16 protein-coding genes are annotated in these 15663 nt (G+C 64.1%); 11 read left to right on the top strand and 5 right to left on the bottom strand.

Going from position 1 to position 15663, the window contains the following annotated elements; translation table 11 throughout:
- Positions 1 to 49: 49 nt before the first annotated feature.
- A complete protein-coding gene (locus PXH66_RS21195) occupies positions 50 to 2278 on the bottom strand; it encodes a hypothetical protein (protein ID WP_330931862.1) in 2229 nt (742 codons plus the stop codon).
- 276 nt (positions 2279 to 2554) lie between these two features.
- Between PXH66_RS21195 and PXH66_RS21190 the strand changes: the two genes are divergently transcribed.
- The 5 genes from PXH66_RS21190 to PXH66_RS21170 all read left to right on the top strand — a co-directional run bounded on the left by PXH66_RS21190 (position 2555) and on the right by PXH66_RS21170 (position 7195).
- Positions 2555 to 4576: a TonB-dependent receptor gene (locus PXH66_RS21190; RefSeq protein WP_330931863.1), complete on the top strand. Its 2022-nt coding sequence runs from the start codon at positions 2555 to 2557 to the stop codon at positions 4574 to 4576.
- A gap of 123 nt (positions 4577 to 4699) precedes the next feature.
- A complete protein-coding gene (locus PXH66_RS21185; protein WP_330931864.1) occupies positions 4700 to 5293 on the top strand; it encodes an RNA polymerase sigma factor in 594 nt (197 codons plus the stop codon).
- A gap of 12 nt (positions 5294 to 5305) precedes the next feature.
- Complete coding sequence (locus tag PXH66_RS21180; RefSeq protein ID WP_330931865.1) at positions 5306 to 5692, top strand: hypothetical protein; 387 nt, start codon at positions 5306 to 5308, stop codon at positions 5690 to 5692.
- Positions 5693 to 5706: 14 nt separating this feature from the next.
- Entirely contained in the window at positions 5707 to 5940 is a 234-nt protein-coding gene (locus PXH66_RS21175) for a hypothetical protein (protein WP_330931866.1), read from the top strand.
- Between the two features lie 82 nt (positions 5941 to 6022).
- A complete protein-coding gene (locus tag PXH66_RS21170) occupies positions 6023 to 7195 on the top strand; it encodes a spondin domain-containing protein (RefSeq protein WP_330932140.1) in 1173 nt (390 codons plus the stop codon).
- A gap of 86 nt (positions 7196 to 7281) precedes the next feature.
- Here the strand turns inward: PXH66_RS21170 and PXH66_RS21165 are convergent, their stop codons facing one another.
- From PXH66_RS21165 to PXH66_RS21150, 4 genes are all read right to left on the bottom strand, one after another.
- Positions 7282 to 8064, bottom strand: coding sequence for a hypothetical protein (locus tag PXH66_RS21165; RefSeq protein ID WP_330931868.1), 783 nt, complete (start codon positions 8062 to 8064; stop codon positions 7282 to 7284).
- 10 nt (positions 8065 to 8074) lie between these two features.
- Positions 8075 to 8596, bottom strand: a complete 522-nt coding sequence (locus PXH66_RS21160) for an RNA polymerase sigma factor (protein WP_330931869.1) — start codon at positions 8594 to 8596, stop codon at positions 8075 to 8077.
- 131 nt (positions 8597 to 8727) lie between these two features.
- Positions 8728 to 9654 carry a glutaminase gene (locus PXH66_RS21155; protein WP_330931870.1) on the bottom strand — a complete coding sequence of 309 codons (927 nt, stop codon included), beginning with the start codon at positions 9652 to 9654 and terminating at the stop codon, positions 8728 to 8730.
- 78 nt (positions 9655 to 9732) lie between these two features.
- Positions 9733 to 10644 (bottom strand): LysR family transcriptional regulator, encoded by a 912-nt coding sequence (locus tag PXH66_RS21150; RefSeq protein WP_330931871.1) that lies wholly within the window; start codon positions 10642 to 10644, stop codon positions 9733 to 9735.
- 80 nt (positions 10645 to 10724) lie between these two features.
- On the opposite strand from PXH66_RS21150, the gene PXH66_RS21145 reads away from it, so the two are divergent.
- The 6 genes from PXH66_RS21145 to PXH66_RS21120 all read left to right on the top strand — a co-directional run bounded on the left by PXH66_RS21145 (position 10725) and on the right by PXH66_RS21120 (position 15603).
- Positions 10725 to 11000: a hypothetical protein gene (locus tag PXH66_RS21145; protein WP_330931872.1), complete on the top strand. Its 276-nt coding sequence runs from the start codon at positions 10725 to 10727 to the stop codon at positions 10998 to 11000.
- 50 nt (positions 11001 to 11050) lie between these two features.
- On the top strand, positions 11051 to 11659 hold the full coding sequence (locus tag PXH66_RS21140) for a YceI family protein (protein WP_330931873.1): 609 nt from the start codon (positions 11051 to 11053) through the stop codon (positions 11657 to 11659).
- Positions 11660 to 11717: 58 nt separating this feature from the next.
- Positions 11718 to 12335 (top strand): FMN-dependent NADH-azoreductase, encoded by a 618-nt coding sequence (locus PXH66_RS21135; RefSeq protein ID WP_330931874.1) that lies wholly within the window; start codon positions 11718 to 11720, stop codon positions 12333 to 12335.
- Positions 12336 to 12533: 198 nt separating this feature from the next.
- Complete coding sequence (locus tag PXH66_RS21130; protein ID WP_330931875.1) at positions 12534 to 13037, top strand: hypothetical protein; 504 nt, start codon at positions 12534 to 12536, stop codon at positions 13035 to 13037.
- A gap of 113 nt (positions 13038 to 13150) precedes the next feature.
- Positions 13151 to 13843 carry a hypothetical protein gene (locus tag PXH66_RS21125; RefSeq protein ID WP_330932139.1) on the top strand — a complete coding sequence of 231 codons (693 nt, stop codon included), beginning with the start codon at positions 13151 to 13153 and terminating at the stop codon, positions 13841 to 13843.
- An 83-nt stretch (positions 13844 to 13926) separates the two neighbouring features.
- A complete protein-coding gene (locus PXH66_RS21120) occupies positions 13927 to 15603 on the top strand; it encodes a mucoidy inhibitor MuiA family protein (protein ID WP_330931877.1) in 1677 nt (558 codons plus the stop codon).
- Positions 15604 to 15663: the final 60 nt, after the last annotated feature.

The following is a 15663-nucleotide window of genomic DNA, read 5'->3' as shown; positions in this document are numbered from 1 at the left end:
TCGTTTCCCGTATTTTCAACCGGTCTCCCCCCCAGGAGGCCGGTTTTTTTTAGCCCCGGTCAGCCGAACGGCGAAACTGCCACGCTCCCGCCACCAAACTCAGCAACCACAGCACTGCGGCCGCCCCGGCCACCACGCGGTGGGATGCGTTGGCCTGCTCGATGCGGAGTCGCGTGAGCCAACCCTCCGGCCACTCGGCATCGTTCGTCAAAACCGGCGCCATCACTCCCACCCAACCCACCGCGTCCTCGCGACCGTCAAACAAGTAAAGCGAGGCCTTCCAGCCGCGATGGGCGGAAACATCTTCGCTCCAGCAATCCCAGTCTCCCGCCGGATTCGGTCCCACGTAAGCCCGCCACTCCGCTTCCCCGCCGTGGGGCGGATCGAGCCGCCACCGCATCGCACTGCCCGGCGCGCAGGGATGTCCCGTAAACAATACCGCCAACCTATCGGCCTCGATCGTGAACGCGGAACTCGCAAATACCCCTCGCGTCGTGGTCGCACCGTCCAGCGCGGTGCCGGTGGCCAGTTCCCGCCATGCCACGGGATGGGACAACACCGCGCCCGGCATTTTCGCCGCATCGGCGTCGTGTTCACTCACCAAAGCCCACTGCAAATCATCACGCACCGTGATCGGCGCGTCCGGAGGAGCGAATCCGAGTCGCAGGCGCCGGTCGGCATCGAAAACCAGAGGGTCCGGCCAGACCGCCAACAATCCCGTCATCAGCACCGCCGCCCCCACGGCGCCGAGCAGGCTGCCGCGAGGCGTCCACCCCGAAACATCAGGGGCAAGACCGCCGACAGGATGGTTATCGGTGTCACTTCGAAACCGTCCAACCCCCCAGGCGATACCACCGAGTCCGGCGACCGCGAGCATCCACGGCTGCCACAACATTGCCGCCACCAGCCCGCCCAATCGCCCGTGATCCGAACGTGATTCCGGCGCTCCCGTTTCCGGGGGCAACAACGCTCTGAATCCTGCCCGATCCAACAACCCCTGCACGGCCGGTGGATATGTGAACAAGGTCGCCCCGCCGTTCTCCAACGCGAGCGCCGCCGGATCTCGCGTCGCGATGTAGTCGCCCACGCGCTGCAAATTGGCCGCGTTTTCCGCGGGTCGTCGGCTGAGATTGAACTCGGTGTGACTTCCCATCGTCTCCCAGCGAAACCCCGGCCACGCCACCACCAGCATCGTCACGCCCAGCACCACCCATGCCCCGCGCGCTAGCGGACGTGACCACCACCGTTGGGCGAGGACCAGTAGACTGGCCAGGTTGACCAAAAACCCCAGCGCCATGAAGTCCCCGTAACGCGACACATGCGTCAACGCGCCCGCTCCCCGTCCGTAGCCGATTGCCGCCGCCTGCCCACCGACCCACAGGCCCGTCACCAACAGAAACGCCAGCGCCGGCGTCACCCGCCGACGTCCCAGTCGATCCAGGGCCAGGACCAACCACGGCGCCCACAATAGAAACGCCCACCCCGGATGCCCCGTCGGCCAGGCGAGTTGCCGCAGCGTCACCTCCACTCCCAAGGCCCACGAATCCGCCCGCATATGCGCGGTGGTTTCCATGGCCGGGACAAACAACCCAAAGCCCACCAGCGTCGCAACCGCCACGCCCAACGACGCCAGCACGGCCCCCCGATCGGCGACGCCCCGCCACCATTGCCACCCCAGCAACGGCACCACCGCCACCTGCGCGATGATGGCCGAATGTTGCGTCAACAAAACCAATCCGCCCACGACCTGCGTGGCCGCCCATCGCGCATCGATCGCTCGCGCCGTCGCCACCCCGCGAAAATAGACCAACGACAGCAGGATCTGCAGATACGGCAGGGATTGAATGCCCCAGAGCGTATTTTCCCACGTGATCGGCAGCGCCATCACCACGCCGGTCATCACCGCAAAAATCGTCGCCGGAGCCCGGGCCATGCCGGGTAAAATCGTGCGCAGAAACACCGCGACCGCCAGCGCCAGGATCCCGGCGTTCACCGTCGTCTCCAGCAGGTTGTTCCATTGGCCGTTCAAACTCACCAGCCCAAAGGACAGCAAGCGCGTCAGCACCGGCCAATGGTCGTTTAAGGATTGCAGGAACGCACCGGGACCGAGCGTCCCGTCGACCCACGGACCGAGTAGTTCGACGCCCGTCAGCTGCCACGAGTCACGATACGGCAACACCGTGCCAAACCGTCGAATCAGCTCCCAATGCCCCGCCAGGACCATGAGCGCACCGCCCATTGCCATCCATGATCCAGCTCCCGTAACTCGTTTCTTCATCGCACCTTGAAACTCACTCTCGTCTTCAAATATTTCACCTCGTTGAAACGCGTTGGCATTTAATTGTTCCCGATCGCCGCATATCAACCCCGACAATGCTCCCCCGCCTTTCCTCTACTGCGCTCCACCTCGGCCACGGAGATCAATACGTTTTGCCCGAAAACCCGCCCCGCCGATCCGGGCACGTCGCAAAAATCTGGCAACAGTCGCTTTAATTTGCGGACTCCACGTTATCGATGACCGTTGTCGATCCGCGCTTCTCCGCGCCCTTTTGTCATGAAGCCCCTATCTCGTTCCGTTCTATTCGCCATCACCACCCTGAGTGCCTTCGCCCAATCGTCTCCGACGATCGTCGAAGCCCCCACCTTCGAAGTCGTCGCCACTCGGCTCACCACGACCAGCGCCAGTCCCACGACCGATCTGACGCTCGATCCGACCGCCGCTCCCGGTGAACTCGCCCTGCCGACCCTCGCCGCCGAGATCGCAGGCTTCGCCGTCGGCAGCAATCAGTCGCGCTCCTTCACCGACACCTTCGCCATTCGCGGGCTCACCAACACCCCCATCTTCGGCGCTCCCGCCGTCACCGTCTACCTCGACGACCTGCCCCTCGGCAGCGGTTTCACTTTTCCTTCCGACCTGACCGGCTTCGCCCAGGCCCAACTCTTGCGCGGCCCCGGGGCCGGCACCCGCTTCGGACGCAGCGGCCCGGGCGGCATCCTGTTGCTCTCCACGCCGACCAACCCCACCGCCTCCACCGGCTCACTCACCCTCGCCGTCGGCGACCACGGTGCCCGCAGTGCCACCGTCACCGGCGCTTCCGCCGCCGGTGGTGAACTCGACGCCTACGTCGCCGCCACCTGGCGCGAACGCGACGGTTACGTGCGCAATACCACACTCAATCAAGACGTTGATCCGCAGGAAACGCAGAGCGCCCTCGCTCGCCTCCGCTGGCGCGCGTCCGAACGCGCCGAGTTCACCTTGTTCCTCAACGCCCTGCGTGCCCGCGACGGCGCTCAACCCCTCGTGCCGCTCTTCGGCCCGCTCTATACCGTGCAACGCAGTGCCGAGGGCGAGACCCACCTCGACGCCTTCAACGCCGCCCTCACTGCCGCCGTCACGACCGATGGCGGCCGCCTGACCACCACCACCGGTTTCTCCCATTGGGACATGGGCCCCTACTCCAACACCCTGGACTTCGGTTTCGCCGAACTCGGCAACGGTTCGACCCTCACCCAAAAAAATCTCTCCGAAGAGATCATCTTCACCGCTCACGACGACGCCGCCTTTCCCTGGCGCGCCGGCTTCTTCGTCAATGACGGCCAGACCAACGGCTCCTTTACCCGCGATTTCGGCGGATTCACGTTCGAGCAATCCGACTACCAGTTCGACGTGCTCGACCTTGCCCTCTTCGGTGAAGCCACCTTCGCGCTGACGGATGCGCTCGATCTCACCACGGGACTGCGGCTGGTAAAAACCGAAATGGATTCTGTGCGCACGGAGACCGTGCCGGTTCCACAGGTCACTCCCGCCAGCCACTCCTCCGACGCCATCCTTCCGCACCTCAATCTGCGCCAGGACCTGGGCCACGGCACGACCGCCTTTGCCAACATCGCCATGGGCTACAAAACGGGCGGTTTCTCCGCCTTCACCGGCAACGCCGCCCTCGCGCCCTACGACGCCGAATACACCACCGCCTACGAGGCCGGCGTGACTCACGCCACCGCCGACGGACGTTATTCCGTCACCGTGCGCGCCTACCTCTACGACATTGACGACTACCAAATCGAACGCTCCTTCGCCACGCAGGCGGCGGCCGACGACTATCTGGTGGTCAATGCCGACTCCGCCCGTTCCATCGGCGGCGAACTCGAACTCGCCTGGCGACCCGTTCAAGGCCTAGAGCTCGCGGCCTCCTACGGCCTCACCGACACCACCCTCCGCGGTTTCACCGACCCCTACACCGGGGATGTCTTCAATGACAACCGCGTGCCCTACGTGCCCACGCATGACGCCCACCTGCGGGCCGACTACGTCACCGACGCCGGCTTCTTCGTCGGCGCCACCGTCTCTCGCGTCGGCAAGACCTACTACACCGAAGCCGAGGACCCGACCTTCATGCAGGACACCTACACTCTGCTCCATGCCCGCCTCGGCTACACCGCCGAACGCTACCGTATCCAACTTTCGGGCACCAATATCACCGACGAGGAATATTACAGCGCCATCACCCCCGGCACCTTTCACGGCACCCCTGGCACTCCGCGCACCTTCCTCGGCGAAGTGACGTTCCGGTTCTAAGCCCGCTCCATTCCTCTCATTCTCAAGCCGCTCCTTACCGGGGCGGCTTTTTTTTGGCGCGGATTCTAAAAAACTTCCGCCCGCCTACAATATTTCCGACTCCTTTTCGTCTGCCGGGGTGTAATGGACATTGTCTATTCCACTCCCGCCGCGATGAGCATCGAAAACAACCAACGTGTCACCAACGTCGTCAACGACGCGGGCCGTCGGCTGTTGCGCTTCATTCGAGCCCGGGTCGGTAGTGACGCCGATGCCGAGGATGTCCTCCAGGACGTCTGGCAGCAGTTGGTGGTCACCCTCAACGCCGGTCCCATCGAGCGCATCGGTGCCTGGCTCTATACCGTCGCTCGCCACCGCATCATCGATGGCTACCGCAAAAAGCCGGCCATGGCCTCGCTCGACGCGGTAGACGCAGACGACCTTGCCGCCTTCGGGCCCGAATTTGCCGATCTGCTGCTGCGCGATGACCACACCCCGCGCGCTGAACATCAGCGCCGACTCTTCTGGGAACACTTGCACATCGCTCTCGCCGAACTGCCCGCGCCACAACGTGAGGTCTTTGTCTGGCACGAGCTCGAGGCGCTTTCGTTTCAGGACATCGCCGAGCTCACCGGTGACAACCTCAACACCCTGCTCTCGCGCAAACGCTACGCCATCCAACATCTGCGCCTCCGTCTCGCCCCCCTGCGCGCCGATTTTCTTTCCCACCCCGCTTAATCCACTCCCGTCATGATCTCCGCCTCCTGTCGCAAATATCTCTTCCTCATCCCCGTGGCCATCGTGGTCTTCCTCGGCGTGTTCACCTGGGCCGTGCAGGCTCTCTGGAACGGTGTGCTCGTCGATGTCGTCGCGGTGAGCCCCATCACCTACTGGCAGGCCCTCGGCCTGCTCGTGCTCTGCAAAATCCTCTTCGGTGGCTGGCCCGGCGGGCGGTGTCGCCATCACGACTGCGGCCCCCGCGCCCGACGCGAAAAACTCGCTCAAGACTGGTCGTCCATGGATCCGGCGAAACGCGATCAGTTGCGCGCCAAAATGAAACGCTGGTGCGGCGATTGGTCCGACGACGAGCCCACCGAACCAGACGGCCCAGCCAAATCTGTTAAACCCAACTCCTGAACGCACCCGTCGCCATGCCCACTTCCACCGTATCTCCCTCCGAACCACCATCCTCCGCATCCCAGGCGTCCCCCGCACTGGAGAGTCCGAAACAGGGTGCGGAACCGACCGCGCGATTTAGTCCCGATCCCGCTACCGCCGAGGTATCCGCCGCCGGCCTGCACTACGCCGCCCTGTCACACTTCTTCGCCCGATTCGCCCCGCCGCGACCCATTTCAGAGACGGACTCTCCGTCGTCCGCCCGGTAGCAAACGACCAGGACGGATAAGTTATTAATAATTCCGCCCTCTCGCTGCAATCAACCGTCGGAGCCACTCGTTGCGGGAGGTGATGAACTCAAATTCACTTCACCCCTCCCTTCGATTCCTCCGCCCCGTCGGCGCACTTCTCGCGATCTGCGCCGTGCTCACCACCACCGTGTCCGCCGTGCAGGTCGCCGTCACCGTGCGCAGCACCACTCCCGCCCACGGCCTGTGGTTCGTAAATCCGGTTCTGACGGTGCACGACGGCACCTACGACGCTTTCGATGCTGGCGCCACCGCTTCGGCCGCCGTCGAATCCTCCGCCGAGGACGGCAATCCGTCGGGCCTGCAAACGGAATTCGGCGTCGCCCAACCTCACGGCCTCTCCGCCGTCATCGCCGGCCCCGTCGCCCCCGGCCGCTCCTACACCCAGGTGTTCGACCTCGATCCCGCAATTCCGGCGCATCGTTACCTGAGTTATTTCTCCATGATCATCCCGAGCAACGACGGCTTCTTCGGCAACGACAACCCCACCGCGTATCCACTATTTGATGACTCGGGCTACTTCATCCCGCGGTCAATTCCCGTGTGGGGAGCCGCCGTCTGGGATGCCGGCACCGAGGTCAACGACGAGGTCGCCGCCAACGTGGCCTTCCTCGCGCAAGCCGCCCCCAATACGGGTCCGACGGAGGGCGGCACCGTCGGCATCCACGCCGGGTTCAAGGCCGCCGGCCTGGGCGGCATTCTCGATGCCACGTCCATGGCGCCCGGGACGCCGGTGACTTTCGGCGCGGCCGACTTCAAGGCCAACGGCTATCAGGTCGCGGAAATCACCGTATCCGTCATCAACGGCGCCTCCGCCACGCCTTCCCGCTTCGTCAACTTGTCCGCCCGTGGCCCGGCCGGCACCGGCGACAACACCAAGATCGTCGGCTTCGTGGTGAGTCCCGGCGCCGACAAGCCGGTGCTGGTGCGCGTCGCCGGCCCGAGCCTGGCCAACTTCAACGTGGCCGGTTTCCTCGCCGACCCCTCGGTCACAGTGTTCGACGCCGACGGCAACGCCATGGGCAGCAACGACAACTGGGTGGCCGCCGAGGTCGGCGATGCGGTTGCGACCGTGGGCGCATTTGCCTTCGATGCCGACAGCGCCGACGCCGCCGTCATGCTGACACTCGCACCGGGAGCCTACACCGCCCACGTGGGTAATCCCGGCACCACCGACGGTGTGGTGCTCGTCGAGTTCTACGAGGTTTCGAACTAATCTCGGGTTCGCCCCCTCCCGACCGCCGCCCATCTGGCCTGCCCGTCCGCCTCGCGCGGGCGGGTTTTTTCGTTTTCGCCTCTCGCTCAACCGCGCAAGTGCGCGGCGATTTCCCGGAACCGTTCGGCCTCCACCGGCGAGGCGACGACATACACGACATCCCGACCCGCCCACGTCGCGAAACCCCACTGCCCATCACGAGTGATCGCCACCGGATCACCCGCTTGCGGCGCCCCCGCAAACTGATCGCGCGGCACGGTAATGAGGTGGACCAACGTGAGCGGTTTCATCATCGCCGGGGCGCCTGCCGCGGCATCCGGCGCCGCCACCGCCATGAGTTTCTTACCCAACATCGGCTCGCCCGTTTCGTCGCGCGGCACGCCATCGAGATAGAAGCAAAGAATGTATACGGAAACGCCATCGATCTGGAGCACCTCACAACCAAGGTTGTCGAGCGGGTCGATCGACTCCGGCACGGTCAACTCCGACGGAGCCCCTTGCGTTTGCATCCATGCCACGAGTTCGGGGTGATCGAGCGCCATTCGATCGAGTTGGTAGTCGGGCGTGTTGAAAAACGCCATCACCCCCGATTGCACCGTCGCGAGCGTGACCGATCCGCCTGCGTCGGGGCTGAGCTCAGCCGGACGCGCCACCGACGGCGGCTCGTCACCGCCGGGAGCACGCATCCACCAACCTCCGCCCAACGCGAGGGTCACCACCGCCGCCATGCCGCCCCAGCGCCATCGCGCCACGCGACGCGCATGTTGCACGGCCGCCTCCCTGCCGGCGGCCAGAATGGCGGTGGCACGCTCCGGCGACAGGTGTTGTCGCTCGAAGTGCTCACGCAGGTCCTTTTCGGGATCGTTCATCACGGGAGAATCAAACCGAAGGGCGAGCAGTTCGCGGGCTCGCTGGCGGCGCGTCCGGTGAAATCACGCGGCGCAGTTTTTGCAAACTTCGTCGCATGAGGCTGAGCACGGTGTTGCGGGGTTGGGCTGTCATTCGGCCGATCTCCTCCGCCGTGCGACCTTCGATGTAGTGCAGGAACAGGGCCTCGCGTTCGTTCTGGCGGAGCTCCCCGAGCAACGTGTCGATGTCGGTTGCCACTCCCGGAGCGTTCGCGGTGCTTTGATCGGGCACGACGAGATCCTCGCCGCTTTCGAACGACACGATTTTACCGCGGCGATGCCGATCGATGACCAGGTGTTTGACCGTGGTGAACAACAAGGCCCGCGACGGCACCTTGCCATAGCGACGATGCAGATTGAGCCAGGCTTCCTGCGCGATATCCTCGGCGTCCTGCCGATGATGCACCAAGGCGACCGCGTAGCGAAAACCCGCATTGAGCAGGTCGATCTCGCTCGCGCTATCGGAAGCGGGGCTGGGGCGGGCAGAGGGCAAGAGAACGCTAGAGGCCAAGCCCCCCGTCTCGTATTCCCGCAAACTCGCCCGCGACTGATCATGCTACCGACATAAACGAATCAGACGCCGGGTTGATTGCAGATCGCAGACGCTTCCCACGCCGCGAACCGCTACCCAAAGACCGACCAGCCCGCTCTCCGGGCGAGCAATTCCAACGCCGCCGTGCCGACATGGGAATTGCCATTGGCGTCCAAACCCGGCGACCAGACCGCCACGGCGGCCTTGCCCGGCACAATCGCGAGGATGCCGCCGCCCACGCCGCTCTTGCCCGGCAGGCCCACGCGAAACGCGAAGTCACCCGCACCGTCGTAGTGGCCGCACATCATCATCATGGAGTTGAGCCGCCGCGCCCGGGCAGCCGACACCACGCGATGTCCCGTGAGCGGGTTGCGCCCCTCCGCCGCGAGGAAAAGTCCCGACCGCGCGAGTTGCGCGCAACTCATCGCGATCGCGCATTGATGAAAATACACCCCCAGCACTTCGGCTGGCGGATGCTCGATGACGTCGAACGAGCGCATGAAATGCGCGAGCGCGAAGTTGCGATGACCCGTGGCCTGTTCGGAGCGGGCCACCCGCGGATCAATCGTGATGTCATCGTCGGCTGCCAGGAAACGCATGAAGCGGAGAATCGAGCCGATCGCTTCTTTGGGCTGGGAGCCGCTCAAGACCGCATCGGTGACCGCGATCGCGCCCGCATTAATGAACGGATTGCGGGGTTTCCCATGCTCGTGCTCCAATTGCACGATCGAATTGAAGCGACTCCCCGAGGGCTCCCGATCCACCCGCGCCCACAACCGTTCACCCCACCGCCCCAATGCCATGGTCAGGGTGAAGAGTTTGGAAATACTCTGGATGGAGAACGCTTCCTCGGCATCTCCCACCGTGACGAGATCGCCCTCCACCGTCGCCACCGCGATCCCAAATTTTTTCAACGGCACTTTGGCCAATTGCGGGATGTAGTCCGCGACCTTGCCCTCCTCCAACTTGGAGCCGAGCTCGCGGTGCACCGCTTCAACCAGTTGCTTGAGATCTTCCACTCTGTTCCACCAGCAACGCTTTACCCCAAATAGCGAGCCTCCGCGCATGACGCCGACCGGAAACCGCAGGGGAAATGACTACGCGTCGCCCGACTTCAAACCACGCCCGTGCGTCTCGTGCAGCGCCGCGCGAAAGGCCGTCAGCGCAGACCCTTCGTCGCCCTTGCGACACCACAGCCACAGACCCATGCGATCCGGCTCGGGCTCCAAGGGCCGAAACACCACGCCGTCGGTGAACAATTCCCGATAACCTTCCGGCACGATGGCCACGCCCGGCAAAGTCGCTACTGCCACTTGCAGATCGTTGCTGGCGGTCACCTGCTGCGCGATGCGCGGACGAAACCCCGCCGACCGGCAGACTTCGTTGATCCATCGACGATAACCGGGCGCAATCGTATCGGCATACGACACCCAGTCCGCCGTCTTCAACTCCGCCAAAGGCACCGTGTCGTGCGCCGCCATCGGATGGCGCGCCCCCATCACCAAAAGCACGCGCTGCGACGCCACCTCTGCGTGATCCAATCCCCGCGGGAAAGGCGGATCAAACTCGGGCGCCAACACGGCGTCATACTCGCCCGCCAGCAACGCCCGCAAAATATGAGTGGTCTGCGCCTCGTGCAGCTCGACCCGCACCGCCGGACTTTTCTGCCGCATGACATGCAACGCACACGTCAACGCCCCGCGCGCCGGACCCGGCACGTAACCGAGTCGCAAGGTGCCTTCGCCGCCCGCCTTGACCCGCTCCACCTCGTTGCGCGCGTGCTGCACCTGCGCGAGAATGGAACGCGCCTCCCGCAGAAACACCTGCCCCACCGCCGTGAGCGCCACGCCGTGGCGATTGCGATCCAACAGTCGCGCTTCGAGCGACGTCTCCAGTTTTTGGATATGCTGACTCAGCGCGGGCTGCGCGATTTTCAACCGCTCCGCCGCCTGCCCGAAGTGCAGGGTTTCAGCCACGGTGACAAACGATCGCAGGTAACGCAGTTCCATAACTGGTGATAATGAAACGCTATCACCGTGTGCGCGAGTGAGTTTTAGAGATATCCGACCGAAACCGGTATTCTGGAAACATGAACTTCACCCGCTTCTTCCAAATCACCGCCGCCCTAGCCCTGCTCGCGACCCTCGGCACCTGGGCCGCCACCGGCGCCCACCGCGGTTGGACCCAGAACCAGATTCCCGTGACCGTCCACGATGAGATCACCGGCATCGAAGCTCTCCACTACCAACCGGGATTCGTCGCGGGCGTCGACTTCCTCGCCGGAGGCATCGCCGCCGCCACCGCTCTCGCCGCCGCTGCCGGGTTCGCCTCGCGCCGATCTGCCCGGCGCGCTGCAACCGCTTGATTCGGCCCTCTGCATCTCAGCCTCACCCACCTCTCAACGAAAAAAACATCATGAAATCCGTCCTTCTCTCCTCCCTTCTCCTCAGTGCCTCCGTGCTTTCCGCCGCCCCGCAGGCGTTTGACTTCCAGGATCCGAAAGGCGTCAACGCCGCCCGCTTCAGTCTCGACGCCCCTTTGGAAGCCATTTCCGGCAGCGGCAATGGCATCAGCGGCGAAGTCCGCTTTGACTCGGCCGCCCCGGCTGACTTCTCGGGTCACCTCACCCTCGCGACCGCTTCGCTCACGGTGCCCAACGGCACCATGAAGGAGCACCTGCACGGCGCGAACTGGCTCGATGTCACCACGTATCCGGAAATCACCTTCGTCACCAAATCCGTTCGGGACGCCGTCACCTCGGGCACGGTCACGAAGGCCCGCGTCACCGGGGACCTCACGATCAAAGGCGTCACCAAAACGCTCACCGTGCCGGTGACTTTGACGTCGCTCCCCGGCAAACTCAGCGATCGCACGGGCGGGCAAATGCAGGGCGATCTGCTGGTCCTGCGCACCACCTTCAGCATCAACCGCAGCGAGTTCGGCATCATGCCCGGCCAGGCGACCGACAAGGTGGCCGAAACCATCGAGCTGTCTCTCGCCCTCGCCGGCGCCGCCGCCCGGTAAACCAATCCCGCCCTCAAACCTTCACCCACTTGTTCACCATTTTCCTCCTCTTCCTCTCATGAAAACACTCCTCCACGTCAGCACAAGTCCCCGCGGCGAACGTTCCCGCAGCAACCAAGTCGGCGCCACCTACCTTGCCCAATGGCAGGCCGCCCATCCCGAGGGCCGCGTGGTCACGCGCGATCTCGCCGCCGAGCCACCGTCCTTTGTGAATTCCGCTTGGTTCGAAGGCGCGTTCACGGCTCCCGAGGGACATTCTCCGGCCGCTCGCACCGCCATGGCCGAGTCCGATCACAACATTGATCAACTGTTCGCGGCCGACGAGATCGTGATCACGACCCCCATGTTCAATCTCAACCTGCCCGCCGTGCTCAAAGCGTGGATCGACCAAGTCGTGCGCGCCGGGCGCACATTCACGATAGACGAAAACGGCTACAAAGGACTCACGTCCGATCGCAAGGTGACGATCATCGTGGCCACCGGGGGCGACTTCCGGCCGGGGTCTCCCGCCGTCGGCTATAACTTTCTCGAGCCCTACCTCCGTGGTGTTCTCGGCTTTATCGGTCTGACCTCGCTGACCTTCGTCTACGCCGCCAACCAATCGGGTGGCGAAGAGGCCGCCACCAAGGGGGTGGCCGACGCCAAAGCCGAGGCCGAAACCCTCGCCGCCGCCTAACGCGTCCGATCAACCGTCCCACCGGCCGAAAACTTGCCGGCCCAACGCCCACCGCCCCTCTGTGGCGGTGGGCGTTTTCGGGTCAAATACGCTCGCTCACCCACGAAATGCGCCGCGGTTCGGGATCGCGTAGGGCATCAACCCCAGGGTGTTTTTGCGAAAGAAATCCTTCAGTCGTGTCGTTGTAGGGGAGACACCATGAAACGACTGAAACGCAATCTGACTATTTTTCTCACCGTCGTTTTCTTGGGCGCGCACACCCCCGAAGTGCTTCGCGTGGTGGACCAAGCCGACCGACAACCCCTGATGCTCGTCGCCGCGTCCGCATCCGACGCTTCTTCGACGATCAGCCGTATCGCCCAAGCCTGGTTGAGCCAACGCCTTGAGCTGACACCTGATCAAGTTTCCGACCTGCGCCACATCGCCCGGGACATGAACGACCCCTGGCGCGCGCAATCCGATGAGGTCGAATCCGCTCGCTTCGCCCTCCAACGAATCACCGCGTCCGACGCCAGTGCCTCGCGACGTTTCCGCGAACTCGCCGCCGCCGAGACCGCCCTCGCCCGGACCGAAACCATTTTAATCGCGGAGCTTCGCACCGCTCTGGAGCCGACACAGCTCGCGCGTCTCGACGCCTGGCATACCGATCGCCCGTCCACCAACTCCCCCGCCATCAATTGGCTGGCCACCCTCACCCGGTAACGGCGCGGACCGCCAAGCGAGCGCGTCTCGACCGGCGTTGATTCGCCCCTATTTTGCCTCCCGCGCTTAAAGCGCTGGCGATCGATTTCGCGCCACCGCACAGTCACTCGCTCATGTCGACCACGTCACAACCCGTCGCGCCGTGGCGAGCCGGCATCCAAGGCGCCCGCGCCAACCTGGTGCCGGGACTCGTGCTCCAGGCCTTCGCCCTCGCGTTGGTGCTGGGCTACTACTTCGTGCCGAGCGTGACCGAGGCGTTGGCCCGATGGACGGTGTGGCGCGACCGGCTGGGCGTGAGTTACAGCATGGCCTCGACCGCCTTGTTCGGCGCGATCATCCCGTGGATCTATCTGCGTTTCGTGCCCGCCACACGCCATCGTTACAACGTGAAGCAAGGCTTCGGGCTGGCGCTGTTCTGGGCCTACAAGGGCTGGGAGATGCACTGGCTCTACACGGGGCTCGCGCACTTCGTCGGTTACGACAACTCCATCAGCACGATCGCCCAGAAAGTGGTGCTCGATCAATTCGTCTACGCACCGCTGCTGGCCGCTCCCGGCATGTGGCTCGGCTACCAGTGGGTGGAAACCCATTTCAACATCCGGCAGGTTTGGGCGCAGTTCCGGTCGCGCGGTTGGTTTTACGAAAAATTACTGCCCATCATGATCGCGAACATCGGCATCTGGTTGCCCACCGTTGCGATCATCTACGCCTTGCCGCTGCCGCTCCAACTTCCCCTGGAGAACCTCGTGCTGTGTTTCTTCACCCTCATGCTCGCCCACCTGTCGCAGCAACGAGCGACCGCCTGATGCACATCCCGCGGAGGGAGCTAGGCCCGGCGATTCACTAAGAACTCTCATCGCCGTTCGTTGTCCCATGACACACTGATTCCATGAAAACTTCGCTTCGTCCCTTTTTCGCTTTCGCGGCCATCTTCGCCATTCTTGCTTCCCTCTCCCCACTGGTGGGCGCGACGGACTCCACCATCCGCGCCGTGACTGTTTACCCGGACCGCGCCCTTGTCGCTCGCACGGCCGGGATTGAACTTGGCGCGGGCGAATCGACCATCGTCCTCTCCGGGCTGCCCGCCAATCTCTGGGACAATTCCCTGCAAGTGCGTGGCTCCGGCCCCGACGGCACGAGCATCGTCGACGTGCAGTCGCGCAATCTCTTTGTCGACGCCACGCCGAATCCGGAAATTCGATCGCTCGAAGACAAACTCAAGACGCTTCGCGCCGAGGACGCCAGTCTCGCCGATGAGGCCAAGGCGCTCGAATACGACCACTATGTGCTCGAACGCATCGTGACCGCCACCACGACCCCGCCCACCGAGGGCGATGCTGCTCAAGTCGACTTCGACAATTGGAGTAAGTTGTTGGCCTTTTCCCGCGAGAACACCCAGCGCATCAACGCCGCGCAGCAGGAACTCAATCAACGCCGCGAAGCCCTGCGCAATCGCATCGCCGCCGCCGAAAACCAACTCAACGAAGCCCGCGGTCGCCAACCCGGTCGTCGCGCGGTCAAAGAGGTCACCGTCCGCCTCAGTTCTCCCACTTCCGGCGTCGGCCAGCTCCACCTCAGCTACACGGTGCCCGGCGCGCAATGGACACCCGTTTACAGCGCCCGCCTCGATTCCACCGCCCGTTCGGTCGCCTTCGACTACCAAGCGCAAGTCATCAACCGCACCGGCGAAGCCTGGACCAACGTCGCTCTCACCCTCTCCACCGCTCGACCCTCCGCCGGCGGTGCTGCTCCCGAGCCGACGCCGTGGATCGTGGAGGAGCAGCGGTATCGGAACCCGAACGTCATGACGACGCAGGCGCTGAGCGACTCCGTGCGGATGGAGAAAACCACTCTCGCAGGAGCGAGATACGAGGCCCCTATGGCCGACATGGCCGTCGCGCAAGCGACCGTCGAAACCGGCCTCACCGCCGCGACGTTTAAAATCGCCGCGCCCGCCTCGATTCCCACCGACGGCACCATGCAAAAGGTCACCGTCACCACGATCACCCTGCCCGCCGGTCTGCGCTACGACACCACGCCCAAATACGTGCCGTCCGCCTTCCTCACTGCCAAGGTCACCAACGATTCTGCGTTCCCGCTGCTCGGCGGCACGCTCGCCGCGTTCGTCGACGGCGCGTTCATTACCAACAGCCACCTCAAGCAAACGATGCCCGGCGAAGCGTTCGAACTCGCGCTCGGCGTCGACGAAGCGGTCGCCATCGAACGCACCTTGATCAACCGCTTCGTGGAAAAAACCGGCTTCACCAACAGCGGACTACGCACGACCTACGAAATCAAAACCGAGGTCACCAACCACAAGACGATCCCGATTTCGATCGCGTTGGCCGAGCCCCTGCCCGTCAGCCGTCACGAGAAAATCATCGTGAAGCTCATCGAGCCCGCCGAGCGCGACCTCAGCAGCGCCAAGGAAACCAAAGCCTACACCCGCGACGACGAAGGCATCCTCACCTGGACCGGCTCCCTCGCCCCCGGGGCGACCCGCACGCTGACCTACAAATTCAGCATCGAGCACCCCGCCGACATGGATGTCACCGGCGTCGAGTAACCATTCCCACTCCAACGCTGTTTTTTAACCACAGATGGACACAGATTAACACAGATCAGA

The sequence above is a fragment of the Synoicihabitans lomoniglobus genome (assembly GCF_029023725.1).
Lineage (GTDB): Bacteria > Verrucomicrobiota > Verrucomicrobiia > Opitutales > Opitutaceae > Actomonas > Actomonas lomonigloba.
The sequence above is the reverse complement of the archived record's forward strand: the minus strand, read 5'-3'. Positions and strand labels throughout refer to the sequence as shown.

What these genes read in the sequence shown, in the direction of transcription:
- PXH66_RS21195 (WP_330931862.1), bottom strand. Translation starts at nt 2,278, where the DNA reads ATGAAGAAACGAGTTACGGGAGCTGGATCATGGATGGCAATGGGCGGT.
- PXH66_RS21190 (WP_330931863.1), top strand. Translation starts at nt 2,555, where the DNA reads ATGAAGCCCCTATCTCGTTCCGTTCTATTCGCCATCACCACCCTGAGT.
- PXH66_RS21185 (WP_330931864.1), top strand. Translation starts at nt 4,700, where the DNA reads ATGGACATTGTCTATTCCACTCCCGCCGCGATGAGCATCGAAAACAAC.
- PXH66_RS21180 (WP_330931865.1), top strand. Translation starts at nt 5,306, where the DNA reads ATGATCTCCGCCTCCTGTCGCAAATATCTCTTCCTCATCCCCGTGGCC.
- PXH66_RS21175 (WP_330931866.1), top strand. Translation starts at nt 5,707, where the DNA reads ATGCCCACTTCCACCGTATCTCCCTCCGAACCACCATCCTCCGCATCC.
- PXH66_RS21170 (WP_330932140.1), top strand. Translation starts at nt 6,023, where the DNA reads ATGAACTCAAATTCACTTCACCCCTCCCTTCGATTCCTCCGCCCCGTC.
- PXH66_RS21165 (WP_330931868.1), bottom strand. Translation starts at nt 8,064, where the DNA reads ATGAACGATCCCGAAAAGGACCTGCGTGAGCACTTCGAGCGACAACAC.
- PXH66_RS21150 (WP_330931871.1), bottom strand. Translation starts at nt 10,644, where the DNA reads ATGGAACTGCGTTACCTGCGATCGTTTGTCACCGTGGCTGAAACCCTG.
- PXH66_RS21145 (WP_330931872.1), top strand. Translation starts at nt 10,725, where the DNA reads ATGAACTTCACCCGCTTCTTCCAAATCACCGCCGCCCTAGCCCTGCTC.
- PXH66_RS21140 (WP_330931873.1), top strand. Translation starts at nt 11,051, where the DNA reads ATGAAATCCGTCCTTCTCTCCTCCCTTCTCCTCAGTGCCTCCGTGCTT.
- PXH66_RS21135 (WP_330931874.1), top strand. Translation starts at nt 11,718, where the DNA reads ATGAAAACACTCCTCCACGTCAGCACAAGTCCCCGCGGCGAACGTTCC.
- PXH66_RS21130 (WP_330931875.1), top strand. Translation starts at nt 12,534, where the DNA reads ATGAAACGACTGAAACGCAATCTGACTATTTTTCTCACCGTCGTTTTC.
- PXH66_RS21125 (WP_330932139.1), top strand. Translation starts at nt 13,151, where the DNA reads ATGTCGACCACGTCACAACCCGTCGCGCCGTGGCGAGCCGGCATCCAA.
- PXH66_RS21120 (WP_330931877.1), top strand. Translation starts at nt 13,927, where the DNA reads ATGAAAACTTCGCTTCGTCCCTTTTTCGCTTTCGCGGCCATCTTCGCC.